Here is a 26,461-nt window from a genome sequence, read left to right on the forward strand (position 1 = left end):
CATTCTTGCTCGAACTGGTATCAGGAGGCAGACATCTCTGCGCCCCTGTGAGAGTCTGCATTTTCTTAGAGAAGTGTATCGACAGCGCGTGTCATGCGCGTTTCTGATATGATATGATGACCTGCTGAATTCTGATGGTCATTCAGCAGACACTCTACTTCGAACCTGTATCAGTACGCTGTTTTCCGAGAGAGCTGCCCGTCCGCCAAATACCCATCCTGGAAACCAAGAAGGCCGAGGTTATGAGTATTGATCCCTATGATCCCTGTCCCTGCAACAGCGGGAAAAAATATAAGTTTTGCTGTCACTCGATCGGAGACGAGGTCAGCAAAATATCGCATCTGCATGAGACTCATCAGACGGCGACAGCATTGCAACTTCTGGATCGCCTGAAGAAGAAATATCCCGAACAACCTTTGAGCTATATTACTGAAGCTCAGATCCTGATGGCTGAGCGACGTTTTGAAGACGCGCTGGTTCCATTGAATGAATGCCTGGAGCGAGAACCGGATCATCCCGCCGCCCATTCTCTGCTGGCGACTTCTTCATTTCTGGCACATGGATACAAGCAGTCCCAAAAAACCATTTATACGGCGTTTCAGAAGTGTGCCGCCGTCGATGTCAGTCTGGCGACTCCTCTGGCGATCAGTATTGCGATTGCCCTGCAGATGCGCGGCTATTACCTGGCGGCCCGGGAGCATTTCGCTCTGGCGATGCGGGTGGCCTCACAGGAATATCAGCAGAACCTGTTTATGAATCTGCTGGAGTTTGACGGGGATGATCAAATCCCGTATCAGTTCCGGGGAGTGCATGTCCTGGAACGCTGTCCCCTCGAAGAGAGCGAACAGCAGACCACTTTTGAGAAAGCACAGCGCCTGGCGAATCTCGGATGTTATCGTTCCGCTGCAGGTCTGTTTAAACAACTGGCAGAAGCGACCGGGCTGGTCATCCTCTGGAAAAACGCAGCCTTCTGTTATGCCTGGGCGACAGATGAAGTCAAGGCCGCCGAGCTGTTTCATCAGGCTGCGAAACTGGAATCGGAATTTGCTGAAGCTGTTGAGCTGGAAACACTGGCACAGCTGCTAGATCTGAATAACACGGCTGAAGTTGTTAATTCGATCGAAAAGATTTACGAAGTCGAATCACTTGCGAAATTCCTGGGCCTGCTGGATCAGCACCCGCAGGTTTTAAGAGGCAACGTTCCTCCACCACAGGATCAGGAGGAGACGACTCCTGTTGCGTATTATCAAATTCTCAACACCGAACTTAATGCCGAATCCCGCGGCGAAGCGATCACTCTCGAAAATGTCCCCACGGTAATTGGTGATATTGATGTCTTTGATGCAGATCGCCAGTTGGGTCATAAGGCGAACATTCGATTGTATGCCTACGAGGGTGATCAACTGACACAAGCGGAAGAGATTTTCGCAGACGCTCTCGGGAAAGACGGCAAAACTGAGTGTGGTCTGCAGGAACTGGAGCCGGAATGTGAAGATACGGGGACTCCGCTATCACCTGTGCCTACTGAGCAGTGGCCTCTCTTTTTCCGCTGGAGCTTCCCTCAGAAAATGCCCATTCTCAAACGACGGGAACTGGAAGCGGAGCAGTGGAAAGTGCTGCTTTCCAAGACGTGGCCGGAAACTCCCCTGGCAGGACTGGACGGGAAAACGCCTGTTGAAGCGGCGAAGGATGAGAGTCTCAAAGTATCGCTAACCGCGGCCGTGTACGTTCTGGACGCACAGACGCTTTCTCTGGGCCATTTCCTGGACTTCGCAGAGCTGTCTCCCGCGCTGGAAGTTTCCGAGCTGCCTGCGCTGGAGATTGACGAGTCGTCGCAGTTCAATACGTGTTCCTCAATGACACAGAACCGGATTCCGGTTAAGGAATTGAGTGATCGGCAATTGATGTATATCTTCAATCGGGCTTTATTAATTCGGCATCCCCGTTTTCTGTATGACGTGTTGATCGAAGTTCTCAGCAGGGATGAATGCAAAAAAGAAGTCGACCTGGATCGCGTCTACACTACGCTGACAGAGATCTGTCATAAGAAGAATCAGCGTGCAGAGATGCTGTCCTGGATTCACAAAGGTCAGGAAAACGCGCAGGCGAGTCAGGCGTTTGAGAATGAACTCCAGTGGAAGATGCGTGAGTTGTCTTTCCGGCTGGAAGACACTTCGGATCCAGGGCTCTCTGATTTCATGAAAGAGATCTGGGACAAATATGGGAAAAAGATGCCTCAGATCAGAGAGTACCTGAAGGCATTCGCGCAGGCCTTTGATCTGGATCTTCCCTGGATGAAAGAATCGTCACTGTTGGATACCGGTGATCTGGCGGGCAATGTTTCCAGCGAAGGGATCTGGGCACCTGGTGAAGCGACTCCCGAGGCGGATTCCGGTTCGGGATCGAAGCTCTGGCTGCCGGGGCAATCGTAATCATCCGGAGTTGATTCTGCGGGGCAGGATCAACTCAATGCTGTCACCTGAAGTAAAGTGATTTAGGCCGTGGATCCGATCAGTCAGTTTTCCAGCCCTGAAGCTGTCATGCAGCGTGCCCTGGAGCTGGCCCGCCTGGGGCAAGGTTTTGTAGAACCCAACCCCGCTGTGGGCTCGGTGATCGTAGATCATCGGCTACAGCTTCTGGGAGAAGGCTATCATCAAAAGTGTGGTGGTCCCCATGCAGAGATCCACGCGCTTCAAATGGCAGAAGAAAAGGCCCGTGGGGCGACTGTTTATGTGACCCTGGAACCCTGCTGCCATCAGGGGAAGACCGGCCCCTGTTCCCAGGCATTGATACAGGCGGGTGTGAAAAAAGTTGTGATTGCGATGCGTGATCCTGCACCGCATGTGGACGGTGGTGGAATCGCTGATCTCAAAGCAGCCGGGATTGAAGTCGAAGTCGGACTTTTAGAAGAAGAAGCACAGAGACTTGTGAGGCCTTTTGTGAAGCGAGTAACACAGGGGTTGCCCTGGATACATGCCAAATGGGCCATGACGCTCGACGGAAAGATTGCCAGCCGTACAGGGCATTCGCAGTGGATCTCCAACAGCAGGTCACGTGCAATCGTGCATGAGCTGCGGGGGCGTATGGATGCAATCATGGTGGGGCATCAAACGGCACTGTCGGACGATCCCCTGCTCACTGCGCGACCTGCAGGAAAGAGTACACTCACGCGAATTGTCGTTGATTCTCAGGCGACGCTGTCCTGTAAGTCCAAGCTGGTTCGTACCATTTCTGAGGCTCCCGTGCTGGTGGTGGCTCATCCATCTGCGCCGGCGGAAAATATACAACGGCTGGAACAGGCCGGTGTCGAAGTGTGTCTGATAGCAGGTGACACTGATTCAACCCGCCCTGACCTCACATTATTTATGAGGGAGCTGGGGCGTAGAGAGATGACAAACGTGCTGATCGAAGGGGGCGGTGGGTTGCTGGGCTCTGGTTTCGATGCAGGGCTGATTGACGAGGTGCACGTATTCCTCGCTCCGAAGCTTGTTGGTGGAGCGGCCGCGATCACACCCATGGCGGGAATCGGCCTTGAGCAGATTCCCTCTTTTGAAAACATCACCGAACTGGAAGTGCAGCAGTTGGAGTCCGATCTTTACTTGCACGGACGGGTGGTGTATCAGGCTTCAGAGTGTGAAGGTTCTGTGGAACCAAAATCAGTTTAGCGAACGTGAGAGCGTATCCAGCAGGGTACGCAGTTCCGGACGTTGTCTGATCACACCGACCAGGGCGTATTTGCTCAGGTTGCTGCCATACATCTGGCGGTTCAAGGTGGGGCGTACTTCGTCTTTGAAGTAGCGATCCTGGCGGAAGCGGATCGCGGCATAGCAGACTGCCATAGCCACCAGGCCCAGCCCCAGATCCAGATACCAGCCATCCCAGCTCAGTTCCATTTGGCGATGGATGAGAACGCAGGCCCAGAACCAGGTCAATAGCGCGATCCAGACCGGACGGGCGACCAGGGCATTGAGCCGTTCGTTGGCGTGTACCAGATGCCCGTAGAATTCGGGACTGGCCATCTCATCCAGTGGACGCTCTTTCTGGAAATTTTCACAGACCAGTTCACCATGATTCCGTGAAACAATCACTGACTCTCCTTCCTCGGGTAGAAAGTCAGCCAAGTATTCCAATTCCTCAAAGGGTGTGCTCATTCCTTTTCCCTTATCTTAATTCTCACCGGTTAAAGTATCGCTTTGTTTATGAAGCTGAAACACACTGATGTGCATTAAGATTTCGTTTCAATTACAGGAAACTTCCAGCGCGTTGGTAATGATTAGAAAGATCGAATCACATTTATTATTTTATCTAAATCATTCTCGACGACAATAGGTCCGTTCGAAAAAGGCGTTTTGTTTACGCCATGATTCATCAGTTTTTCATCCAGATGTTCATCAGTCGCAGAATGGTATGCTACGGTCGCGTTGGGATCTTTCAGCTGATGCCCGGTCAGAATGCAGACGACGCGATCGCCGGCGGCAATGACGCCTTCTTCTCTAAGGAGTCGGGCTCCAGCGACGCTTGCTGCACTGGCAGGTTCGCAGCCGAGACCACCAGCGCCGACTTGAGCTTTGGCATCCAGTATCTCCTGATCACTGACTTCACGCACGATGCCGTCACAGACATCGAGGGCACGGAGTGATTTAGAGAAATTGACGGGACGATTGATTTCGATCGCACTGGCCAGAGTGGAAGCCCGGCGATTTTCCTGATCCATCTTCGTGAAGAAATCGGAAGAGCGATCGCGGTCATAGCGACCTCCGTTCCAGCGGAGCCCCTCTTTTTCATAGAGCTGATACAGAGTGTTGGCGCCCTGGGCGTTGATGATCGCCAGACGCGGAATCCGATCGATCAGGCCGAGTGCCTTGAGTTCCATGAACGCTTTGCCGAATGCGCTGGAGTTCCCCAGGTTTCCGCCGGGAACAACGATCCAGTCCGGCACCTGCCAGTCGAGTCCTTCCAGGACGCGATACATGATCGATTTCTGACCTTCGAGACGGAAGGGATTGACGCTGTTGCAGAGGTAGATGCCTTCGGTCTGACAGACTTCACGCACGCGTGCGAGAGCATCGTCGAAGTCTCCCTGGATCTGAATCGTTTTCGCACCATAATCCAGTGCCTGTGACAGTTTGCCAAAGGCGATTTTTCCACTGCCGACGAAAACGACAACTTTGAATTTCTGAGCGACACTGGCATAGACGGCCAGTGAGGCGCTGGTGTTTCCGGTAGAAGCACAGGCGGCGACTTTTGCGCCGACCATAGTCGCATGGGTAGACGCGGCTGTCATGCCGTTATCTTTAAAGCTGCCGGAAGGGTTCAGTCCTTCATACTGCAGGAACAAGCCATCATCGTTGACACCAACATAGCGAGCGACAGGCTGAGAGGTTTTGAGCATCGTCTGGCCTTCGCCAATCGTGACGATCTGTTCGTCGCTGGCAAAGGGGAGCAGTTCGCGGAACCGCCAGACACCACTGAAATCGAGTGGTCGATTGCGATGACTCCAGCGTTTTTCGAAATCACGTAATGACTGAGGCAGCGGCACCTGGTCCCACTGATAAGTGACATCAAGCAGCTCGCCACATTTGGGGCAACCGGTTAATACCTCATCCAGAGAATAGGTGGCCTCACAATCAGGTGAAATACACTTCTGGAATGCAAGTTCAGTCGATACAGTGGAAATCGTAATTTCTCCTCAGTCTCAGATAAAAAAAAGAAATGCCTGATTTGTTGCAATTTAGATCGGGGAATCTCAAAACCGGCGTTTATTGTCCAGACCACTACGAGGATACGCAACAGAAAGCACCGGCAAACAGAGGGTTTTTCCCGGAAGTTCGTTCAGTTTGAGGAATGCTGCTGCGGATCTCTTCTTGAAATAATATTTCTAAGGTCTTACATTGATTTGGGTAACGGCAAATATGTTCCGTATCTACCACTCGCTTACTCTGAATCAGCAGGCATTGAGACGATGTTCGATCTTTCCCGGGTACAGGCTGCGTTAGACCAGTTTCAGCTGGACGGCTGGCTATTTTACGATTTCCGTGGCAGTAACGTGCTAGCCCTGCGGATCCTGGATATTCCTGAAGCAGCCATCGGCTCTCGTCGCTTTTTTTACTTTGTTCCCCGAGTGGGGACACCCCTGAAACTGGTCCACCGGATTGAATCGGGAGCACTCGATCATCTGCCGGGAGACAAGGTTGTTTACCTCAAGTGGCAGGAGCTGGAAGCGGGCCTTGCGTCGATTCTGAAAGGAACCAGTCAGGTTGCGATGGAGTATTCACCGCGCAATGCCAATCCTTACATTTCCCGCGTGGATGCTGGAACGGTGGAACTGGTACGCGAATCGGTCGACTCCATTGTGCCTTCTGGAGATCTGGTGCAACTGTTTGAAGCGGTCTGGGGTCAGGAGCAATGGGAACTGCATCAGCGTGCGGGCGTCAGTACCGACCAGGCGTTTGAGGTCGCCTGGTCATTCATCGCCCGTCAGATTCGCGAGCAGGGGAGTGTCGAAGAGCAGGCCGTCTGTGATGTGATCATGGCACACTTTGAAGAGACGGGTCTGACGACTTATCATCCTCCGATTGTGGCGCGTGAAGCACACAGTGGGAATCCACATTATGAAACTGGTACCGGCACAGATACGGCGATTCGTGAAGGGGATTTTGTACTGATTGACCTGTGGGCCAAGTGCGATGTCCCCCGCGGTGTTTACAGTGACATGACCCGTGTTGGCTTTGCAGGAACTGAAGTCCCGGAAGCGTACTCGAAGATCTTTCAGATCGTGGCGGAAGCACGTGATGCCGGCATTACCAGAGTGGAAGAAGCTTTTGCTTCCGGTAAGCCAATTCAAGGTTGGGAAGTGGATCAGGCCTGTCGCGATGTCATCGAATCAGCGGGGTATGGCGAGTACTTCGTGCACCGCACTGGTCACAGCATTGGACAGGAGACCCACGGGAATGGTGCCAACATGGACAACCTGGAAACCCATGAGGAACGGCTCATCCTGCCTCAGACCTGCTTTTCGATCGAGCCGGGAATCTACCTACCCGAGTTCGGGGTACGCAGTGAGATCAATGTCTTTGTAGATGAAGCCTGCAAAGTCCATGTTACAGCCGGGGAGCGCCAGACAGAGATTCTTCCGATATTGAAGGAATACTGAGTCAGACGCACCGGAAGATTCAGAGTTACTCCTGGTCAATGCGGAGCATTTCATCCAGGATGACAGGGTGCCAGAGATCGTCGCGCTGCGATACTTCGGTGTAGTTCTTTCGTGCCCAGGTGCGCAGCTTAATCTCCTCAATCGCATCGACTGATAACTGATCTGTCTGATGTGCTGAAAAAGGAATGGTAGCTGAATTACCCAACGGTCTTCTCCTCACTACAAATGGTTTGAGAATGAAACTCGGCGAACCAGCTTCCTGCAGCCGCACGACCCGATTTGTTAAAGAACGTACCTGAAAATCTCTCACGGAAAAGGGGGCGCCTGTGGTGGATTCCCAAGCATGTGAGAGAGAAAAGATCAGGCTCCAGTGAAAAGTTACTCCTGACAAGAATCACTGGAATGGACAAATATTGTAGTCTTTTTGTCTGGATTGCAAGCCGAAATTCACTCAACTGAAGCTCATCTGACGCAAGGCATGGCTTTACCTGAGGTTAGGATTTCACTGCATCTGGAATGAAATTCCTATTCTGCGGCCTGGGTCGATTATTTCTCCAGAGAGATGTCGACGGTTGTTCCCATGGGCAGTTCTGGCCAGAGTGGACCTGCCGGCTCGACATGTACCAGAATCAGACTTTCGTTGGATCCCGTTTTGCGGACGGCCTGCTCTGAGATTTTCCGAACAACGCCCTTCCCCTTGAGATCTCCCGAGAAAAGAATTTTGACCTGAGTCCCTTCTTCAAACAGGCTGATCTTGCGAGAGGGGACTTCAACCAGCAGATAGGGATGGTCTTTATCGAACAGTTCTACGATAGGAGCCCCCTTCTGGATGGTATCACCGACTTCTTTTTCAAGCATGCCGACGGTGCCGTAGCGACCAGCTCTGAGCTGCAGGTCTTCGCGTTGGGTTTCGAGTTGTTTCAGCTCGTTTTTCACCTGTTCGAGTCGATTCTTGATCACTTCGACTCCCATCGCCAGGCGAATCTGCTGAGGAAGTTTTCTTTGCAGGGCTTTCAATTCGGCCATCTGTTCTTCACAGAGTTTGACGCGCGCTGCAAACACTTCGGCCGAGTTACGAGCCGATTCCTGTCGCAGCATGGCGGTGATCCGATTCTCATCAGGAAGACGACTTTCATAAACCAGTGAGCGAAATACTTCTTCGTTCGAGCCACTGCTGGAGATCGAATCGTAATCCTGCAGGAAGTCCTGCCAGGCCAGATTGGTAATCTGATGAATGTACTGCTCTTTGAGGTACTGAGATGATTTGAGTTTGGCCTGGAAGACTTCGGACTCGATTTCTTTATTGCGTAACGCCAGTTCAACTTCAGTTTTTGCCTTGGACTGTTCCAGCTCTGCTTCCAGAGCCGCTAACTGCTGTTGTTTGACCTGCCAGGTTTTTTCGAGCGAGCGATCAAAGAGTGTTACAACAATATCCTCGCTGTCTACTGTCTGTCCTTCTGTGACATGCATTTTCTGAATCACCGCATCGGTTCGCGCAGTGACGATCGTTTTCGGGGCTTGAAGCGAGCCGACGTAACTGTCAACGCGGAGTCCTCTGACCCATTGAGCGCAACTGACGCCCCCGACCAGTGCAATCATTAATATGACCAGCGCCCGGAAACCGAGCGAGGAGTGATGTTCGTTCAGATGGTGCTGCACCTGATAGTCATCGATAGTTTCAGCAGGCATTTCTGGCTGTCCTGTCAATCATCCAGAGTCAAACAGTTTTCCTTTGCGTACAGAGCACGCCATTAATCGAATCGGAATCCGGAAGATCAGAATTTACCTCAAAACCGTCAAATTCCACACTGCCGGGCTGATGGGTGTTAAACTTTAACGTTTACGAAGACTTCCAGTGGGATGTGCGGAGATCACCTAAAATAGAAGTGTACGTAATACCATGTTTGTTCTGGGGCCTGTGGTTTGGATTTGGGGAGCGTTCTGGAGAGCAGGTCAGCCCGGAATAAGAGGCTCTGTTCCGGATCGGAGCCTCAGCAGTCGCATTTCTGAAATCCTTTGGTTAGGATGAAATCGAGTCTAGTTTGAAGTGATTTACAGAGATGAACAGATCATCTTTTTTTAAGACGCTTACCGCTACAGACACAGAAAGTGAAATGAATTTATGAAGCCGATCGTACAGATTTCACTGGATCTGACCAATATTGAAGAGGCGCTCGAAACGGCAGCGATGGCGATGCGGGCAGGAGTGGACTGGCTGGAAGCCGGCACTCCTCTGATTCTGGCAGAGGGTTTGAACTGTGTCAGGGAGTTGCGAAAAGCATTTCCGGAAACTCCGATCGTGGCGGATCTCAAGACCATGGATGGTGGTTACCTGGAAGCGGAAATGATGGCCAAGGCAGGTGCGACGCACGTTGTTGTTATGTCACGGGCACATGAAGAAACGATTCACTGCGTGGTCAAAGCGGGGAAAGATCATGGCGTCGAAGTCATGGGAGATAATCTTGCAGATGACATGGTTTCCGCCGCGAAAAAACTGGAAGACCTGGGATGCGACTATGTGATTCATCATGTCGGCTATGATGAACGTCGGGGAATCGCTGCCCGTGGCGAGCGGATGCCCAGTCCCCTGGATCAATTAAAAGAAGTCGTCGAAGCTGTCAGCATTCCCGTGCAGGCTGTGGGTGGGCTTTCGCTCGAACAGGCGATTCGCACTCCCGAGTATGGGGCACCACTGGTCGTACTGGGAGCACCGCTGACCATTGATGCCGATTCCTTTAAGACCGCCAGTGGAGATCTGGAAGATTCACTGCGGCTGATTTGTGAAAAAGTACACGCTTACGGCGATGTTGCGATTGGAGGTCAGAAATGAGTCAGGTGGAATCAATGCAGACGGCAGTCGTGAATTATGCTCCCGAGGCAGACTCGGTCGAATTACAGGAGATTCCGGTTCCCGAGATTGGACCGGATGAGGTGCTGTTGGAAGTGGCTGCCGTGGGGGTCTGTGGCAGTGACCTGCATCAATGGACGGCAGACCATAGTTGGCCGGTCAACTATCCCGTTGTACTCGGGCATGAATTTGCCGGTACTATTTCCAGAACGGGTGAACTGGTTCGTAACTGGTCGATCGGCGATCGCGTCGTCAGTGAAACAGCGGCCATCATCGATCCCGACAATCCGCTCTCTCGCGAGGGACGCTACAATCTGGATCCGACTCGAAAAGGCTTCGGCTACGGTGTGAATGGCGCCATGACCAGTTTCGTCCGGGTGCCGGCGCGTTGTCTGCATCATGTGCCTGACAGTCTGCCTCTGGAAAAAGCGGCTCTCACGGAACCCTGCTGCGTGGCCTTTAATGCAGTCGTCATGAATGGCGATATACAACCGGGGGATCGGGTCGTTGTGTTTGGGCCGGGGCCCATTGGTTTGCTGTGTGCTGCGATGGCTCGCCTGCAGGGAGCAGAAGTTGCAGTTGTTGGTCTGGAACGGGATCAGGGCCGTCTGGAAATCGCTGCTCGCGAGTATGGTTGTGAACCGATCATTGCCGGTCTGGATGAGTGGAGCGTGGCGGTAGATGGTCTTGGCGTGAATGGTGTAGTCGATGCTGCCGGCGTGTCAGTGACATTGAAGAAGTCACTGGAGATCGTTCGTCCTGGGGGCTGGATCAGTAAGGTGGGCTGGGGGCCGCAACCTCTGGGCTTCTCGCTGGATCCCCTCGTACAGAAGAATATTCGCCTGCAAGGCAGTTTCAGCCATAACTGGCCGATCTGGGAGCGGGTGATTCGGTTATTGACGACCGAGCAATTGAACATCGATCCGATTATCGGTGGTACCTGGTCTCTGAGTGACTGGCATACTGCTTTCGAGACAATGCACTCTGGCGAGATCGTCAAAGCGGTTCTCACGCCCTGATGCTGAGCACCCTGCTAAAGTAAAACATTTCCTGCAACGTTGAATATCAAACTGGAACATTCGATGCCCAAACTAGCCGCGTTTCCTAAAGCCTTTATGGACGAACTGTGCCTGTCCGGTGAAATGACACTCCAGCAGTGGATTGAACTGGCAGCGACACTCGATATTGATGGACTTGAATTCTATGCCGGCTTCCTGGAGATGAAAGATCAGAATTTCTGGCCGGAAGCCAAAAAGATGGCAACGGATCAGGGACTGGAAATTCCCATGATGTGCTGTTCGCCGGACTTTACTCATCCTGATGAAGCATTTCGTAAAGAACAGATCGAGCATGAAAAATTCTGGATGGAAATGACGGCTGCATTGGGGGGAAAATATTGTCGAGTCCTATCCGGGCAGAGACGCCCCGAAGTCTCCCGGGAAGAGGGCATTCAGTATACGGTCTCTTCAATCGAAGCCTGTCTGCCGCTGGCGGAGAAGCTCGGGCTCACCCTGATCATTGAGAATCATTACAAAGACAATTACTGGGACTACCCGGAATTTGCTCAGATGGCGGATGTCTTCTGCGATCTGATGTCCCGGATTGATTCTCCCCACTTCGGGGTCAACTATGATCCGAGCAATACGATTCTGGCGGGAGAGGATCCACTGGAGCTCCTGGCACGGATCAAGGAGCGGGTCGTCACGATGCACGCCAGCGATCGTTATCTGATTGAAGGGACCATTGAGGACCTGCGCAAAGAAGAAAACAGCCTGGGATATGCCAGTCGTCTCAGCCACGGTGTGATCGGCAAGGGGCTGAATGATTACGACGAGATCTTCTCACAATTAAAAGAAGTTGGATTCGACAGCTGGATCAGCATCGAAGATGGCGTCAACGGGATGGAAGAACTCCAGGAAAGTGTGGCATTTCTGCGGGCCAAAATGGCTCAATATTGGGGATAATACCCGGTTTATTAATAATTGGCGAAGATTTGGGGGAATAGAGAGGCAAACGGCTGTTGCACATACGTCCAATTTGGAGTATGGTGTATACATCTGACACGAGATGCGTCATGCGCTGTGTTAATACGTCTATATTTATTACACATTTTTGTGTCACTCCCTCCTGTGCGTGAAGTACAATTGATCATTCAGTAATTGTCACACGTACTTAGCAGGCACCTTCCTCATCAACAGAACCGATACGCCATGCTGGTTACAACTCAGAAAACAACTTTACTGGTATTACTTCTTACAGGGACACTGTGCTTCAGTGGCTGCGGCAGTTCCAATTCGCCTGAGCAGCGGCGCGTGAGCTCCAATCCATTTGCGCCTGCGAATAATAAGAGCACTTCCTCGTCAAGTACCCGATCCGTGCAACAGTCGCCTCCAAGGTCAACATCGAGTAACGCGTTGACGAGCGATGAGAGAAATGGGACGCAGGTAACAAGCTCAAAGTCAGAAACGAAAACGATGCAACCGGGAACGCAGTCACCCGCTTCCGGAACGGGCTCTTCCCAGGTTGATCTCATCACAGAGACCAGTAAGTACACACTCGATGCACAGAATCCGGGAGTCGCTGTGATCGTGCGCGGCATTAGTGATAACATGCCCGAAGCGATGCCCTTGATTATACAAACGCTTGCTCCGGTTGTGGGAAATCAGCAGCTTGGGAGTGCGAAACCAATTCAGCTCGAACAACACCTGATTGATAAGCAACTGGTTTTGATTATGCGGCCAGCTCCTGCAGATCTGTTTGCATTTGCTCAGAAGTTGAAATGTGGCGCGATCAAAGAGATCGACATTCAAAAACGAATCATCACTGTCGATACAGAATTACCTCAACTGAAGGTACTCGCCCAGAACGTCCAGTCCGGTAATGCTGGGATGAATTCAGACTTCAAAGTTTCTGCGAATTCTGAGTCGCTGAAAAACATGCAAGCCACCGGGAATGTACCGACGATTGGTAGCGCGCCTGAGAAAACCGTAATTCCCAAAAGTGATGTCGGCACGGACCGCGATTTAAAACCCAGGCCAGGCGAAGAGACAATCGACTGGGCGCTGCGTGTGATTGCGGGGACCAGTTCGTTCGCCCATGACACTGCCTGTAAAAAACTGGCCAAAATGGATCCTGATCCCCAGGACCTGCAGCGAGTTTCGTCAATTCTCGCCGCAACTCTGCCTCTGGCCAAGGAAGGTTTCCGGATGCCCGAGCATGTGAATGCGATGGCAGTCTGGTACACGGATGGCGCCACACGCGAATTCGCTGAACTGCTGGAAAAAGAAAAAGATTTTCTAGTCCGGGAGAAAATTATCAAACTGCTGCCGAACATTCATTCGCAGACCATGGCTGAAGTCCTTGTGGGCCGACTGTCCGACCGGGAAGACCGGAGAGATGCTCGAAGAGCCCTGCAGATCATGGGTGAAATCGCCGAAAAGCCGGTGCTTCAACTGTTGAATGATCCCGATTCTTCACTGCGCATCGAGGCCTGTAATATCCTGCAGTCGATTGGAACTGCAGAAGCAATTGCTGCTTTGCAGGAGCGTGCAGAAACCGAAGAGAATGATGTGGTGAAAGAGCAGTTGCTGCGTACCCAGGCTAAGATCGAAAAGAAATTAGCCGGTAAGTAATCCGCCTTTTCTAGAGGTCTTTAATACCCGGCAGCAGCACCGTGTTTTCGTGGGTCACTGTGTCCGCGCAGGCCATCAGGTTGACGGGAAACGGCCTGTGAGGCGGCCAGACTGGAACTCTTTTTCGTTGAGTGTCCAAACCGTTTGAGCTTTTCACCCGCCTGACCAAACAGCTCAGGCTCCAGAAGGAGATCTTCGGGAACCCATTGATGGTGGATGCGTGGCGCATCAACGGCTTGAGTCGGCGTCATACCGAACACGATCATGTTCAACAGCACTTGCAGTGTGCTGGAGATGATGCGCGGGCCACCGGAGGCACCAGCGGAAAAGACCGCTTTTCCATCTTTGACGGCGATCGTGGGGGACATGCTGGAAAGCGGTTTCTTGCCGGGTTCGATTTCGTTGGCTTTTCCCTGAATCAAACCAAAGGCATTCGGTTTGCCGGAGATGGCAGCGAAGTCGTCCATCTCATTGTTCATGACGATTCCGTATTTGGGAATGACGACATAACTGCCGAAAGTCAGGTTGATCGTTTCCGTGCAGGCGACTGCATTTCCCTGGGCATCCATCACCGAGAAATGGCTGGTTCCTCCATCCTGGGGAGGAACGTAGCGGCCGTAATCCTTCATGGATTTTGTCTGCTGCGGATCAATACGACGAGCCAGTTCGCTGGCATAAGTGCCGCTGGTCAGCCGGTCGATGGGGACGGGGACAAAGTCGGCATCACCCAGGTACTCTGCTCGATCAGCAAAAGCATGTTTCATGACTTCCGTCAGCAGGTGAATTTCCTCCGGGGAGTGATACTTCAGTTTCCCGAAGGGATGTTTTAGTGTCTGTTGTTCGAGTGCTTTGATCATATTGAAGGATTCGATGATGGCGATCCCTCCGCTCGACGGAGGGGGCATCGTCAGAATCTGATAGCCATCGAAGTTGGTCGACAGTGGTTTGCGAATAATGGGTTGGGTTGCTTTCAGGTCTTCCAGCGTCAGGATTCCGCCGGCCGATTTACCGCAGGCGGCAACCATCGCTTCAGCGACAGCGCCTCGATAAAAGCCGTCACGCCCGTATTCGGCGATGAGTTCCAGAGTTTTCAATTGCGGACTGAAAAAACGGGCATCTTCTTTCCAGGGCTTGCCGTGATTCAGGTAGTCATCGACCAGCGTCTTAAATTCATCCGGATTGAGGGTTCCATTTTTGATGCGGGCCAGCATGCCTTTCTGGACCGAACGCATATGTTCGTTGATTGGAACCCCACGTCGGGCCAGTTGAATCGCGGGGAGCATTACTGTTTTCAGATCCAGAGTGCCGTATTCTTTGACAGCATAACTCAATCCGGCGACAGTGCAGGGGACTGCCACTGCCAGTGGTCCCTGGCGGCTGGCCAGCTGACGCTGCTTGTCGGTTCCTGGCAGCATGGCGTACATATCGGGCGTGGCAGCTGCGGGAGCCCGTTCTCTGTAGTCGATCACGGTTGCCTTTTGATCTTTGGCATTCCAGATCACCATGAAACCGCCGCCCCCCAGACCGCAGCTGGCCGGGCGGAGAACTGTCAGAGCAAAAGATGTGGCCACAGCAGCGTCGACGACGTTGCCACCTGCTTTGAGAATGGCGAGCCCGGCGGCACTCGCCAGGGGATGATCGGCGGCGACTACTGCCTGTTCATATACTTTTTCGTCGGTAGGGGCAGCAGGTTCCGCTGCGCGACCCGCTTGAGGGCTGAAGAGGATTAAACTGGAGATTAAGATGCACAACACGTTATTTAATAGTGGTTTACACTTAATAAGTTTCAACAGCATGTTCTGCCCTCGGGGTCTAATCTGGGATGCAAAAATGTGTCAATCAGGAGAGACAAACTTCTATTGCCGCTCGAAGTCTGTCAGATCTCTGATTATACTATGCGACCAGTGTTGAATGATTTCCAGAGTGAAAGCCGGAAAATCTTTCCAGATGTGCAGCTACCCTGTTTTCCTGTTGAAACCCGTTTTCCGCTTCCTCAGATGATTCTGTTCCCGGCTATCTGACACCGCATCGACATCCGCAACAAACCGTTAACAAACACAGTCGCAATACCATGACACTCACCAGACTCGAAACGCCTCCAGCAGAGAAGACATGCCAACTCGTTACGCTGGGCTGTAAAGTAAATCAGTATGAGACCCAACTCGTAAAAGAGGCGCTGGAGAAGAACGGTTATCGCGAAGCAGGCGAAAATGAAACAGCCGACCTGTGTGTCGTGAATACCTGCACCGTCACCGCGACGGGGGACTCGAAGGGGCGCAAGCTGATTCGTCAGCTATCAAAAAATAATCCCGGCACCAAGATTCTTGTGATGGGCTGCTATGCCACCCGGGATCCGAAGACTGTTTCCGAATTGCCGGGTGTATTTGAAGTCGTTACGGATAAACGCGAGCTTCCCGATATCCTGGAACGTCACGGGATTGTCGACATGCCGACAGGCATCTCCGAGTTTGAAGGTCGCAAACGGGCTTATGTGAAGGTACAGGATGGTTGTATCCTGCGGTGTACGTATTGCATCATTCCCCAGGTACGTCCGGGACTGCAGAGTCGTTCCCCGGAGGATATCGAAGAGGAAGTCCGGCGGCTGGTCGGAAACGGTTTCAAGGAAATTGTGCTGACGGGAATTCACGTCGGTCACTTTGGTGTGGATACGACGCGAGGCAAATCGGGTAAGGCGCCCTTCCGACTCTGGCATCTGTTTCGCAAGCTGGACCAGATTCCCGGCGACTGGCGGATGCGGCTTTCGAGTGTTGAGGCTGCTGAAATCCACGATGATTTTATTTCTGCAGCCGCTGACTGTGAACACCTCTGTCCCCAGTTTCATCCTTCACTGCAGAGTGGTTCCGATACCGTTCTGAGACGTATGAAACGCCGCTACTACGTGAGTCGGTTTCTGGAAAAACTGCAGATGATGCGGGAACGACTGAATCATCCTTCTTTCACGACTGATGTGATTGTCGGCTTTCCCGGCGAAACCGATGAAGAATTTGCAGAAACACTGCGCGCCTGTGAAGACGCTGAGTTCATGAAGATTCACGTCTTTCCTTTCAGTGCCCGCAAAGGGACGCCTGCTGCCACCTATGAGGATCAGGTCACTGCCGAAGTGCGGCAGGAACGTTGCCAGCAACTCGCGGAACTGGAACGGGATTTAGCACAAAAATTTTATCGCACGCTCATTGATCAGGAACTGGAAGTTCTGGTAGAACGTGAATGCGAAGAGCGTCCCGGCTGGGTGCGAGGTACCGATCGCTGGTATGCCCCTGTGGTTTGCCCGGGCTCCAGTGCGGATCTTGGTAAGTTTGTGATCGCCCGTGGTACTCAGGATCACCGTGAGTACCTCGAAGCTGATCGCATCTGATTCATTGTGACAGACAGAGCTTTGTTGCTGCAGTCATACTGGCTGGTAATAACCCTGTCCGATCCGATTGAAAAGAAAGAAGTTGAGTGGCCGTATTAATTGCGATTGAAGGCATCGATGGTTCGGGAAAAGGGACTCAGGCCGCACGTCTGCATGAAAAGTGTCAGGCAGAGGGCATCAACTCGAGTCTGATTGGTTTTCCACGATACTCTGAGACCCTGTTCGGTAAATCGATTGGCGATTTTCTGAACGGCCGTTTCGGAGCATTAGATGCAGTCCATCCTTTCCTGGCATCATTGCTATATGCTGGTGACCGCTTTGAATCACGCGGGTTTATCCAGAAGACGATAGAGGACAGCGAGGTAGTCATCTTTGATCGCTACATTCCATCCAATATTGCCCACCAGGGGGCCAAACTTTCCGGGGATGAACGCATCGAATTTATTTACTGGATTGAGCAGATTGAATACGTGATTTACCAGATGCCTCGTCTGGATCAGGCAATCCTGCTGGATCTGCCTGCCGATTATGCACAGAAAATGGTGGCAGAAAAGCAGGCGCGGTCCTATACCGATCAGGTCACTGATCTGCATGAGTCGGATCAATCCTACCTGGCCCAGGTCCGAGATGTTTATCTTCAACTCGCAGAAGTGAACGAGCACTGGGACAAAATCGAATGTCTGCAGGAAGGCCAGCAGCGTTCCATTGACGACATTGGCACTGAAATCTGGTCGCATCTGACACGTCTGCTGGCACGGTAATGCCTGCTTCAGCGGTTTGTTCAGCGCCTGCATGAACAGCAGCGTTGATTGATTCAATCTTAATCAAAGCTGAACTTAAAATACTCTTGACCCTTTCCTGACTCAGCCTGTCTAATATCAGTATTCTTTGATCTTTGGAAGGGAGATGGGAATTGTGAAGCGCGACCTGAGCCAACTCACCTTGCGGGAGATGTTTTCCGATACGGAACGTCTGACTGCAGAACTCGCAGATCATCTGGAGCAGGGATTTCTCCCGAAAAATCAGCAATTAATCCGTATGGTTCGTGTGCTACCGGAAGGCGTGGAAAAACGTCGGGTAGAAGATATCAGTGTGCGTAACCAGGCTGCTGATTTGCTGAAGAGCGACCAATTTACCCAGGAGCTGTTCACAAAACTGGATGAATACCTGGAAGCCATCGAAAATTCGATTGAAGGGATTATCGACGGGAACTGAAACACTTCAGTTGACGGGCGCGGTGAGAGGCGAGAACTCCTCAACCAGTTTGCGGGCACTCAATAAACCATCGACGGCGGCTGAGACGATGCCCCCTGCATAGCCGGCCCCCTCTCCTACGGGATAGAGTCCTTTGAATCCTGGTGCCTGACAGGTGTCGCGATCGCGGTCAATGCGAATGGGCGAACTGCCGCGCATCTCGGGGCCAACCAGCACTGCATTCTTCAGAAACAGACCGCGCCATTTTTTATCCATTACAGGCAGTCCGTTCTCAATCTGGTTAAGCACCAGCGGAGGCAGCACCTGATGCAGGTCGGTGGGGACAACGCCGCGACGATAGGTACCCGCGTATTCAAAGCTGGCATCAGTCTGTTTGTGATTGAGAAAATCTTCAGCGCGCTGAATCGGACAGTAGTAGTTTTGCTGTCCAATCTGATAAGCGGCCGCTTCATACTTTCGCTGCAGTTCGACGCCAGCCAGGGGATGTTCGCTACCGAACTCCTCCGGATAAATCGTGGTCATGATCCCGCTGTTGGCAAACCCGGTGTCATGCCGTGAGTTGCTCATGCCGTTGGTACAGAACATACCCGGTTCCGAAACACTGGGCATCACAATTCCCCCGGCGCACATACAGAAGGTATACAGATCACGTTTGCCTTTCGTGATCATGGTATAGTCGGCCGCGCCCAGGAGAGACAGATATTCGTCTCGACCGTACTTGTGCTCATTGACCTGTTCCTGTGGCTGTTCGATGCGCAGGCCCAGTTGAAACGCTTTACGGAACAGGGGAACGCCCAGGTCATAGAGCATCTGGTATGTGTCGCGGGCACTGTGACCGATGCCGAGAATCACCTGTCCGGTTTTGATGTACCCGGAAGAAGTCATGATGCCCTGCACCTGACCATCCTTGACGTCAATGTCTTCCAGACGACATTCAAAACGGAACTCGCCTCCCAGGGCGTCAATCTTGCGGCGGAAGTTTCGACAGATCATGGGAAGCTTGTTGCTGCCCAGGTGGGGGCGATGTTCGTAGACAATCGAGGGCCGCGCACCACACTCGACAAACCGCTCCAGAACCCATTGCACGTCTGGTCCCGTCAAACGGCAGGTCAGCTTGCCATCACTGAAACAGCCCGCGCCTCCTTCACCGAAGAGGTAGTTGTTTTCGTGATGGAAGTCGGCTCCCTTATCGAATCGCCTGATTTCGGGGACGCGCTCTTTCACGGGAAACCCGCGTTCAATGATCAGCGGTCGATATCCCTTACACGCCAGATAGTACCCCGCCAAGAGTCCTGCCGGACCTGAGCCGACGACGACAGGTCGCTCTTCCAGGGGAGTCGATCCATTCTCCGGGTCGAAAAAGGCACTTTCAGTAAATGACTGGACGGAAAGATCTTCGCGGAGGTGTTTCAGCAGGCTTGCTTCGTCGGCGACATTGACCTCGGCAGAATACACAAAGCACAGGTCATGGCGCGAGCGGGCATCCAGACTCTTTCTCAGAATCCGAAAACTCTGCAGGTCATCGTCGCCGACTCCCAGTTTCAGAGCCAGCTCGTGAGCCAGTTCTTCCTCGGGAATCTCGACGGGGAGACGAATGTTGGTAACTTTGAGTGACATAGATCAATAACCGAAATCGAATGGGCGCGTTATGCGACTTGATATCGCCCGACTTGAGATCGCCCGGAGCAATTCGACATGTTATACCGCTGGGGTGAGCGAATGCAATTTTGTCACTTTGAAACCGGCAGAAAAGGGCAAAAAACTTTGCCCAGCTTCTCATTATACCTGGTTCAGGCAGCTTTCTTCAGGGGCGTGGATTCGTCTGCCAGGGAGACCTTTTCTGTTTGCACCAGCTTAGACTTGCGCTCGAGATCATCCATTTTTTCCTGCACGAGTTCTGTATAGTATTTCAGTTCCTCGCGGGACAGGTTTTCCGGGATGTAGATCGGGTGTCCGATCATGTAGTAGACTGTACTGAATGGTTTAGGGATCAAGATATTGGTCCAGCTGCCCTTTAATTCCCAGTACCGGGAAGCTGTGAATGCGGTGGGAACCACTGGTCGTCCGGAATGAGATGCCAGGAAAACAATCCCTGCTTTCATTTTATGATGTGGTCCGCGGGGGCCGTCGGGGGTGATGACGATATGGTTTCCTTCTGCCTCTGTGAGTAACTTCTTGATTGCAGAGGCACCGCCCCGTGAAGTCGATCCTCGAATGACACCCATCCTTGCCGCTTTGAGCATGGCTTTGATCGTATCTGCATCCCGATGCTGGCTGATTAAGGCGACCGACTGATGACCACGGGCTCCAAAAAGAGGTGGAATGACTGAATCGTGCCAGACGCTGTACAGGAAACGTTCCGACCCCGTATCAGCAAAGGGGCAGCGTTCCAGGCTGTCGTCAACAAAATCCAAACGCGTTGTTTTGAAAATCAGACGTAACATAAGGACGACCAGATTATTAACGAGACTCAATAGAGCCGGACTCTTGATTTTCAATCGAATTCTCCTGCAGGATCTTGACCAGACGGGTAGTGGCTGAGCGAATTGTAATGATGTTCGCATCTGCGCAAATCCCAATTTCTGCAGGAGGCGTGATTTCTGAATGGCTGGTAGCCACTTTACGCAGATTGCCTGTTTTTAAGCCAATTTCGCGTCGGACAGGAGCTCAAGCGTCAGGATCGAGGGGGATTCCGAGTGCTTCGATGCGTCGGTACAGTTTTGCCCTGGTCAAACCGAGCAAGCGGGCCGCATCCGTACGGTTGTGTTTTGTCTGCTCGAGTGCCTGTTGGATCTGATCTTTCTCTACTTCCTGCAGAGTCTGTTCCAGCGGTTTGATGAGAGGGGGCAGGGCCGGTCCCAGTGAGCGGGCATCCATCCCCGTCAACAGGCGCAGGGGAAGTGAGTCCCGGGTGATCAGGGTTTCCGACGTCGACTGAAAGGCTGACTGAATTACCTGTGCCAGCTCGTCCAGGTTGGCAGGCCAGAAGTAGTCGTGGAACAGTGAAAGTACTCCCGGTGCAAATCCACTGACCTGTTTCTGCTGGTAGCGATTTTCATTCTCCAGAAAATGCTGCGCCAACAGATCGAGGTCTTCTCTCCGTTCCCGGAGGGCAGGTACTTGAATCTGCAGTGTGCTGATCAGAAAGAAAAACTCGGGGAGCAGTTGTTCCTGTTCGAAAAGTTCAATCAGGGGTGAGGAACAGGCTGTCATCAGCCGGACCGTCTGTGCCTGGGATTTCGTCTGAAAGTTCTCAAGGATGATTTCCTGGATATCGCGCGAGAGATGATTGACTTCATCCAGGAAAAGCACCCCCGGTTCGAGTGGCATGGATTCATCCAGATCCTTTTCGAAGACTTTCTTAACGGTCTGCTTCAGTTCGCGGGGAGGCAGCTTTTTGCAGTTTAACGGAACAAAGATTTTACGGCGCTGCTCACTTTCAAAGTGCAGGGCACGGGCCAGATGTTCTTTACCGGTTCCGACTTCTCCCTGGAAATGAACGGGCTCTCTGGTATGAGATGCGAGTTCGAGTTGTCGCAGCACGCGCTGCATGGCGGGATTTCTGGCTATGACCGTGGAAAAGCGAAAGCGATTTCGGAGCGAGAGGCGCAGCGCGGCCAGTTCAGCATGCAGCTGTTGGGAGGCAGTTGCAGAGCGGAGTTTGTGAGGTTCATCAATGGGATCGATTGTACCCAGTACCAGGCGGGTTCGGTTCTGATCATCCAGCAGCGGAGTGTAGCGAATAACGCAGGGAATGGTTTTGCCACTGCGGGTCAGCAGGTAACGGGGTACTTCACTCCGCGTCCCTTCAAACACTTCGGGAGGGGGGCAGAGCAGATTACAGACGGACTCACACTCTTCTGGATCTGTGTCGACTGCATAATCACAGGTCTGTCCCAGTATTTCTTCTGCTGGCCACTCTACAATGCGCTCACAGCCCTGATTGAAGAACAGGATGACCCGAGCCGCGTCGATCAGAAACAGAGGAGTCTGGAGCGCATTCAGGCGAGTCTCCAGACGTGTACGGCGTCCCGAACTGCGGTTCATGCTGTCCGCCTCCTCTGTAACCTTCTAGTTTATAAATCAGGCCCTTAACGCTGTACGCGTCCCGATCCACCGCCGCGCATTAAGGCTTCAATTTCTGATCGTGTCGAATAGTTAAAATCACCTTGAATACTGTGTTTCAGGCAACTCGCGGCGACTGCATAGCGAATGGCGGTTTCCGGTGCAGACAGTTCAGGTGTGTTCAACGCAAAGATCAGGGCACCCGCGAATGAATCGCCGGCTCCGACGCGATCGACAATATTTCGGATCTCATAGCTGGAATAATTTCCCTCTTTGTCACAGGGAGCAAACTCAGCCCGCTGTTGACTTTGATCGTAGAGCATGGCTCCCCAGTTATTGTGGCTGGCAGAGATACTTTCCCGCAGAGTAATCGCGACCTGTTTGACATTGGGGTATTGAGTCGTGATCTCTTTCGCGACGGCGATATAACCTTCGATGTTGAGTGAGCCGGATTCCACATCGGTTTCAGGAGCCCTGATCCCCAGTGAGAGATCTGCGTCTTCTTCATTCGCGATGATCACATCGATCAAGGGAGCCAGCGACTGCATAGTGGTCCTGGCCAGTTCAGCCGGGGCCACACCTGGTTTCCAGTTCCAGAGTTTTTTGCGAAAGTTGAGGTCACAGGAGACGGTGATGTTCCGTTTGCGGGCTTCCTGTAAGGCTCTCTCGGTGAGACGAGCTGCTGATTCACTGATGGCGGGTGTAATTCCAGTGATATGAAACCAGGTTGCTCCTTCAAAGACCCGATCCCAGTTAAATGTTTCTTCTGTAGCCTGGGCAATGGAGCTGAATTCACGATCATAGGTGACAGTGCCTCCACGCTGGTTGGCTCCCGTTTCCACAAAGTAGATCCCGAACCGCCCTTGAGACGTCCGGTGGATCAGGCTGGAATCGACGCCCAGTTTCTGCATCTCCTGTACGAGGGCATCCGTAATTGGATTGTCCGGGGAGGCGGTGGCAAAAGCAGATGTACCTCCCTGGAAAGCGACGGAGATGGCGACATTCAGTTCACCGCCACCAAAGGTTGATTCCAGAAGGCCGGGGATGGACTGCCTGACCCGCAAATGATTTTGAGGCGCCAACCTCAACATGACCTCACCTAAAGTAACGACTCGCACGGCGCACCTTTGCATTTATTTATAATATTCTGACGGGGGAAAATACACGTCGTTCAGCTTACCCTGCCTGATCAAATCATTCCAGCTTGGCATAAGAAACGAAGCGTGTTGGTGGCGAATCGATTATGGGGAGCATCTGAGGAGAATCCCTGAAATGACGTCTGAGGACGAAAGATGATTCTTGATTTATTCTTGAAAATATGCCATGGTGTGCCAAACAGTTGTCACACCCCTGATTTAGAATCATTTCATGAATCAGACTTGATCAATACACAGAATACAGGTGGCGGCAGTTTCGTCTAGCCCGTTCAGGGACAGAGATGGAGATGGACGGGGTTGCCTGCATGGAACTGCCGCCCCGCTGTTTTTGTGCAAGTTTGTCCCCTCTTTAAAGCGTCAAAACATCTGGACAAAAATCCCTTTGTATCCGCGACTCCTGATTCATAAGGAGGCTTTCACCTGATCTGGGCAATTATTTGATCTCAGCTGCATCGTTCGTTTTGACATCCTCACCGGGCAAAAATAGATTGCTCCTTTGTGTCAGATGTTGAACCCTGGAAAGCGAGCAAATGGAGCCAAAGGAAACGGAAGTGGTCTGCCCGGACTGCGACCAGAAAATTGAATTCAAATATGGAATGAACGAAACGGGCAGGCTGACATCAATGGAATTTCAGTCACGACGTCTGGGTTGTTCTGTCGAGTGTCCTCACTGTGGCCATGTCTTTGTCTACAAAGTTGACTCTGACGACAATTAAACAGACATCTTAATCGTCTGTTATCCCCCTGAATATTCAGCATCATCTTCACGCTGAAGATTAACGACCCAATCAGACAACAATAGCAGGCGATGAGCATGCCACGATGCGACCGCTGTCTGTGTCTCGTCAGCGGCTGCGCCAAGCAGACTTGGATCAGTAACCTGATACAGACAAAGGCAGTCAACGCGGAAGAGATGGCAACAACGACCGCCAGTCCCAGGTAGCCGGCATGCAGAGTGGCCATCGTGCCTGTCATGGAAGGCTGATGGATTTCGAGCAGCAAGATCAATGTCTGCCACTTCAGTCGGAACACCGCCAGCGCAGGAAATCCGGCCAGAGTTAACAGCAGCAGTACCGCAGCGATGCCTGCCAGACGCTGATCGGCAAACAGCCCCCTCAATTGTTCTGGGGTGCGAATCTTCGTGCCCTGCTGTGCCAGTGCATCAATCAGAAATGCCAGACCGGCCAGAGTGAGGTAGGAGAACAAGAGCTCCGGTGCATATTCCTGGATCGCCTGCAGAATCGAGCCTGACTCCGGATTCTCTGAGGCATGTCTCCACCTCCAGCAGACAGCAGACAGCAGGGCCAGAAAGACGCCTGTGGTCTGGATGAGAAGCAGATCGAATAGACCTCGTATTATTTTTTCGACGAGCAGGAGCCCGGATGAGACAGTCAGTGTGATCAGGGCGCAATAATAAAAAATCTGTTCCAGCAAGGCAGACTCGACAACGCCGATTTGTGAACCGATCAAGATCAGAAAACTGAGGCCCGCGGTGAGGGGGATCAGTAAGGTTGTGGTGGAAATCCAGCAGGGAATTTCGGCTCTGAGTTCCTGTTGTCGAAAGTGAATAGGAATGGCTCCCATGCGGAAGACGCAACCGAGTAACGTCAACAGGATTCCCAGTGCTGGCAGTGAGTGATTGCCTGATGCGCCTGGTCTGGGAGAGATTGTATTCAGGTAGCTATGGATGTCTGTGAGCCGCGTGGAGTCAACCACTGCGATTAACAGAAGGATGCCCGAGAGCAGTATCAGCGTTAAAGGCAACGATGATTTCAGCATCAACCGCGCAGTCAGAGGGCGATTGAGCTGAGGTATTTGCGCGAGTGTCAAACCGCTGTTGCACAGCAGAATGAGCTCAAACCCAAGTGCCAAAAAAAGAAGATCATTGAGCATGGGAACTGAGATCAATCATGTCGAGTGCTTCCATCGGCGGCAGGCATTGTGAGCAGAACTTTTCCAGAAGTCCCCTGACGTTCTGCTTCACCGACGGCTTCTACGATTTGATCCAGAGGATAGCGGGCACTGATTTCGGTGGACAGGACCCCCTGTCGGATCAATCCGGTCAATTTTGAGACGAGTCTGATCTTAGCGGGGAGCGAAAGACTCTCCATATGTCGTGCGAGCCAGAATCCTTCAATACTGGCGCCCGTACGAATCAGGTCACGCGAGAAGAAGTTTAACGGCGCGTCGTCCAGTGAGCCGAAGACAATCAGCCGGGAACGTTCACCCAGAACTTTGACCAGTGCTGAAGCGGTTTTGCCTCCCACTGGATCAATGGCATAACGGAGAGTCTGTTTCCCGGTCAGTTTTCTGATCTGGTCTATCAGAATCCGCTCATCATCGTGTGCCGCATTAAACACAATGACATGTTGCGCTCCCAGTGCTTTTAATTCCGCAGCCTGTTCCTGGCGACGAACCACGTTGAGTGTCTTGAATCCTTCAAGCTGACCGAGTCGAATGATCATTCTACCGACTGCGGATGCGGCTGCCGTCTGGATCAGCCATTCTCCTGCAGGAATCTTGAGTACCTGTTTGACCAGGACATAGGCGGTGGCCGGATTGACAAAAAAAGTCGCCGCCTGGTCAATAGTCAGTTTCCCGGAGACAGGAATCACAAACTGACTGGAAAGGGCCACTTTGTCCGCCCAGTTTCCTGTCTGGCGATTCAGGACAACGACCCGCTTGCCTTTGAGGATACTTCCCCCTAAGCCACCGCCGCTGGCCTCTACGATGCCGACTCCTTCAAAGCCCGGCACAGCGGGCAGGGCAGGGCGCGTGGAATAGCCGCCTCTGATGTTGAGCAGGTCAGAGGGATTGACGGGACTGGCCAGCATGCGGACCAGTACTTCTCCCGCTCGGGCAACCGGTTCTTCCGACTCACAGACTTTGAGGACGTCAGCCGGTTCTCCAAATTGCTCAAAGCGAATCACGCGCATGGACTGTTCTTTCACTATCAGAAAATATCACTGCAGAGAAAGTTTAACAGGTCGAACTCAATCCGATCAAGCAGTGTCG

The 26,461-nt window shown here is 52.3% G+C and carries 21 protein-coding genes; 10 read left to right on the forward strand and 11 right to left on the reverse strand.

Annotation, left to right across the window (positions count from 1 at the left end; all coding sequences use genetic code 11):
* Positions 1-242: 242 nt before the first annotated feature.
* Together F1728_RS15940 and ribD are read left to right on the forward strand one after the other, a co-directional pair.
* On the forward strand, positions 243-2,432 hold the full coding sequence (locus tag F1728_RS15940; protein ID WP_194242396.1) for an SEC-C domain-containing protein: 2,190 nt from the start codon (positions 243-245) through the stop codon (positions 2,430-2,432).
* Positions 2,433-2,501: 69 nt separating this feature from the next.
* Positions 2,502-3,665, forward strand: coding sequence for a bifunctional diaminohydroxyphosphoribosylaminopyrimidine deaminase/5-amino-6-(5-phosphoribosylamino)uracil reductase RibD (gene ribD / locus F1728_RS15945; RefSeq protein WP_155364957.1), 1,164 nt, complete (start codon positions 2,502-2,504; stop codon positions 3,663-3,665).
* Here the strand turns inward: ribD and F1728_RS15950 are convergent.
* Positions 3,657-4,151 (reverse strand): hypothetical protein, encoded by a 495-nt coding sequence (locus F1728_RS15950; RefSeq protein ID WP_145045263.1) that lies wholly within the window; start codon positions 4,149-4,151, stop codon positions 3,657-3,659. The genes ribD and F1728_RS15950 overlap by 9 nt on opposite strands.
* Positions 4,152-4,273: 122 nt before the next feature.
* Entirely contained in the window at positions 4,274-5,683 is a 1,410-nt protein-coding gene (gene thrC / locus F1728_RS15955; protein WP_155364958.1) for a threonine synthase, read from the reverse strand.
* Positions 5,684-5,962: 279 nt separating this feature from the next.
* Between thrC and F1728_RS15960 the strand changes: the two genes are divergently transcribed.
* The gene (locus tag F1728_RS15960) at positions 5,963-7,153 is read left to right on the forward strand and encodes a M24 family metallopeptidase (protein WP_155364959.1); all 1,191 of its coding nucleotides are present in this window, start codon (positions 5,963-5,965) and stop codon (positions 7,151-7,153) included.
* Between the two features lie 25 nt (positions 7,154-7,178).
* Here F1728_RS15960 and F1728_RS15965 read toward each other — a convergent pair whose 3' ends face one another.
* Together F1728_RS15965 and F1728_RS15970 are read right to left on the reverse strand one after the other, a co-directional pair.
* Entirely contained in the window at positions 7,179-7,358 is a 180-nt protein-coding gene (locus F1728_RS15965; RefSeq protein ID WP_145192766.1) for a hypothetical protein, read from the reverse strand.
* Positions 7,359-7,699: 341 nt separating this feature from the next.
* Positions 7,700-8,842: an HlyD family secretion protein gene (locus tag F1728_RS15970; RefSeq protein WP_155364960.1), complete on the reverse strand. Its 1,143-nt coding sequence runs from the start codon at positions 8,840-8,842 to the stop codon at positions 7,700-7,702.
* A gap of 433 nt (positions 8,843-9,275) precedes the next feature.
* On the opposite strand from F1728_RS15970, the gene F1728_RS15975 reads away from it, so the two are divergent.
* From F1728_RS15975 to F1728_RS15990, 4 genes are all read left to right on the forward strand, one after another.
* Positions 9,276-9,983, forward strand: coding sequence for an orotidine 5'-phosphate decarboxylase / HUMPS family protein (locus tag F1728_RS15975; protein WP_145192762.1), 708 nt, complete (start codon positions 9,276-9,278; stop codon positions 9,981-9,983).
* 14 nt (positions 9,984-9,997) lie between these two features.
* A complete protein-coding gene (locus F1728_RS15980) occupies positions 9,998-11,020 on the forward strand; it encodes a zinc-binding dehydrogenase (protein ID WP_155364961.1) in 1,023 nt (340 codons plus the stop codon).
* Positions 11,021-11,083: 63 nt separating this feature from the next.
* Positions 11,084-11,965 carry a sugar phosphate isomerase/epimerase family protein gene (locus F1728_RS15985; protein ID WP_155364962.1) on the forward strand — a complete coding sequence of 294 codons (882 nt, stop codon included), beginning with the start codon at positions 11,084-11,086 and terminating at the stop codon, positions 11,963-11,965.
* A gap of 510 nt (positions 11,966-12,475) precedes the next feature.
* Positions 12,476-13,633, forward strand: coding sequence for a HEAT repeat domain-containing protein (locus tag F1728_RS15990; protein WP_194242397.1), 1,158 nt, complete (start codon positions 12,476-12,478; stop codon positions 13,631-13,633).
* A 20-nt stretch (positions 13,634-13,653) separates the two neighbouring features.
* Here the strand turns inward: F1728_RS15990 and ggt are convergent, their stop codons facing one another.
* Positions 13,654-15,429: a gamma-glutamyltransferase gene (ggt, locus tag F1728_RS15995; protein ID WP_155364964.1), complete on the reverse strand. Its 1,776-nt coding sequence runs from the start codon at positions 15,427-15,429 to the stop codon at positions 13,654-13,656.
* A 275-nt stretch (positions 15,430-15,704) separates the two neighbouring features.
* Between ggt and mtaB the strand changes: the two genes are divergently transcribed.
* The 3 genes from mtaB to F1728_RS16010 all read left to right on the forward strand — a co-directional run bounded on the left by mtaB (position 15,705) and on the right by F1728_RS16010 (position 18,224).
* Positions 15,705-17,009 carry a tRNA (N(6)-L-threonylcarbamoyladenosine(37)-C(2))-methylthiotransferase MtaB gene (gene mtaB, locus F1728_RS16000; RefSeq protein ID WP_155364965.1) on the forward strand — a complete coding sequence of 435 codons (1,305 nt, stop codon included), beginning with the start codon at positions 15,705-15,707 and terminating at the stop codon, positions 17,007-17,009.
* 86 nt (positions 17,010-17,095) lie between these two features.
* On the forward strand, positions 17,096-17,770 hold the full coding sequence (locus tag F1728_RS16005; protein WP_155364966.1) for a nucleoside/nucleotide kinase family protein: 675 nt from the start codon (positions 17,096-17,098) through the stop codon (positions 17,768-17,770).
* A gap of 154 nt (positions 17,771-17,924) precedes the next feature.
* Positions 17,925-18,224, forward strand: a complete 300-nt coding sequence (locus tag F1728_RS16010; protein ID WP_155364967.1) for a hypothetical protein — start codon at positions 17,925-17,927, stop codon at positions 18,222-18,224.
* A gap of 6 nt (positions 18,225-18,230) precedes the next feature.
* Here the strand turns inward: F1728_RS16010 and F1728_RS16015 are convergent, their stop codons facing one another.
* The 6 genes from F1728_RS16015 to F1728_RS16040 form a co-directional block, all read right to left on the reverse strand.
* Positions 18,231-19,841 carry an NAD(P)/FAD-dependent oxidoreductase gene (locus tag F1728_RS16015; protein WP_155364968.1) on the reverse strand — a complete coding sequence of 537 codons (1,611 nt, stop codon included), beginning with the start codon at positions 19,839-19,841 and terminating at the stop codon, positions 18,231-18,233.
* A gap of 173 nt (positions 19,842-20,014) precedes the next feature.
* On the reverse strand, positions 20,015-20,668 hold the full coding sequence (locus F1728_RS16020; protein WP_194242398.1) for a lysophospholipid acyltransferase family protein: 654 nt from the start codon (positions 20,666-20,668) through the stop codon (positions 20,015-20,017).
* Positions 20,669-20,891: 223 nt separating this feature from the next.
* Positions 20,892-22,271, reverse strand: a complete 1,380-nt coding sequence (locus tag F1728_RS16025; protein WP_155364970.1) for a sigma 54-interacting transcriptional regulator — start codon at positions 22,269-22,271, stop codon at positions 20,892-20,894.
* A 44-nt stretch (positions 22,272-22,315) separates the two neighbouring features.
* On the reverse strand, positions 22,316-23,422 hold the full coding sequence (locus F1728_RS16030; RefSeq protein ID WP_155364971.1) for a sugar kinase: 1,107 nt from the start codon (positions 23,420-23,422) through the stop codon (positions 22,316-22,318).
* A 609-nt stretch (positions 23,423-24,031) separates the two neighbouring features.
* Positions 24,032-25,225, reverse strand: a complete 1,194-nt coding sequence (locus F1728_RS16035; RefSeq protein WP_155364972.1) for a hypothetical protein — start codon at positions 25,223-25,225, stop codon at positions 24,032-24,034.
* A gap of 125 nt (positions 25,226-25,350) precedes the next feature.
* Positions 25,351-26,382 (reverse strand): zinc-dependent alcohol dehydrogenase family protein, encoded by a 1,032-nt coding sequence (locus F1728_RS16040; protein WP_155364973.1) that lies wholly within the window; start codon positions 26,380-26,382, stop codon positions 25,351-25,353.
* Positions 26,383-26,461: the final 79 nt, after the last annotated feature.

Source organism: Gimesia benthica (assembly GCF_009720525.1).
GTDB lineage: Bacteria > Planctomycetota > Planctomycetia > Planctomycetales > Planctomycetaceae > Gimesia > Gimesia benthica.

What these genes read in the sequence shown, in the direction of transcription:
- F1728_RS15940 (WP_194242396.1), top strand. Translation starts at nt 243, where the DNA reads ATGAGTATTGATCCCTATGATCCCTGTCCCTGCAACAGCGGGAAAAAA.
- F1728_RS15950 (WP_145045263.1), bottom strand. Translation starts at nt 4,151, where the DNA reads ATGAGCACACCCTTTGAGGAATTGGAATACTTGGCTGACTTTCTACCC.
- F1728_RS15960 (WP_155364959.1), top strand. Translation starts at nt 5,963, where the DNA reads ATGTTCGATCTTTCCCGGGTACAGGCTGCGTTAGACCAGTTTCAGCTG.
- F1728_RS15970 (WP_155364960.1), bottom strand. Translation starts at nt 8,842, where the DNA reads ATGCCTGCTGAAACTATCGATGACTATCAGGTGCAGCACCATCTGAAC.
- F1728_RS15975 (WP_145192762.1), top strand. Translation starts at nt 9,276, where the DNA reads ATGAAGCCGATCGTACAGATTTCACTGGATCTGACCAATATTGAAGAG.
- F1728_RS15980 (WP_155364961.1), top strand. Translation starts at nt 9,998, where the DNA reads ATGCAGACGGCAGTCGTGAATTATGCTCCCGAGGCAGACTCGGTCGAA.
- F1728_RS15985 (WP_155364962.1), top strand. Translation starts at nt 11,084, where the DNA reads ATGCCCAAACTAGCCGCGTTTCCTAAAGCCTTTATGGACGAACTGTGC.
- F1728_RS15990 (WP_194242397.1), top strand. Translation starts at nt 12,476, where the DNA reads ATGCAACCGGGAACGCAGTCACCCGCTTCCGGAACGGGCTCTTCCCAG.
- ggt (WP_155364964.1), bottom strand. Translation starts at nt 15,429, where the DNA reads ATGCTGTTGAAACTTATTAAGTGTAAACCACTATTAAATAACGTGTTG.
- mtaB (WP_155364965.1), top strand. Translation starts at nt 15,705, where the DNA reads ATGACACTCACCAGACTCGAAACGCCTCCAGCAGAGAAGACATGCCAA.
- F1728_RS16015 (WP_155364968.1), bottom strand. Translation starts at nt 19,841, where the DNA reads ATGTCACTCAAAGTTACCAACATTCGTCTCCCCGTCGAGATTCCCGAG.
- F1728_RS16020 (WP_194242398.1), bottom strand. Translation starts at nt 20,668, where the DNA reads ATGTTACGTCTGATTTTCAAAACAACGCGTTTGGATTTTGTTGACGAC.
- F1728_RS16025 (WP_155364970.1), bottom strand. Translation starts at nt 22,271, where the DNA reads ATGAACCGCAGTTCGGGACGCCGTACACGTCTGGAGACTCGCCTGAAT.
- F1728_RS16030 (WP_155364971.1), bottom strand. Translation starts at nt 23,422, where the DNA reads ATGCAAAGGTGCGCCGTGCGAGTCGTTACTTTAGGTGAGGTCATGTTG.
- F1728_RS16035 (WP_155364972.1), bottom strand. Translation starts at nt 25,225, where the DNA reads ATGCTGAAATCATCGTTGCCTTTAACGCTGATACTGCTCTCGGGCATC.
- F1728_RS16040 (WP_155364973.1), bottom strand. Translation starts at nt 26,382, where the DNA reads ATGCGCGTGATTCGCTTTGAGCAATTTGGAGAACCGGCTGACGTCCTC.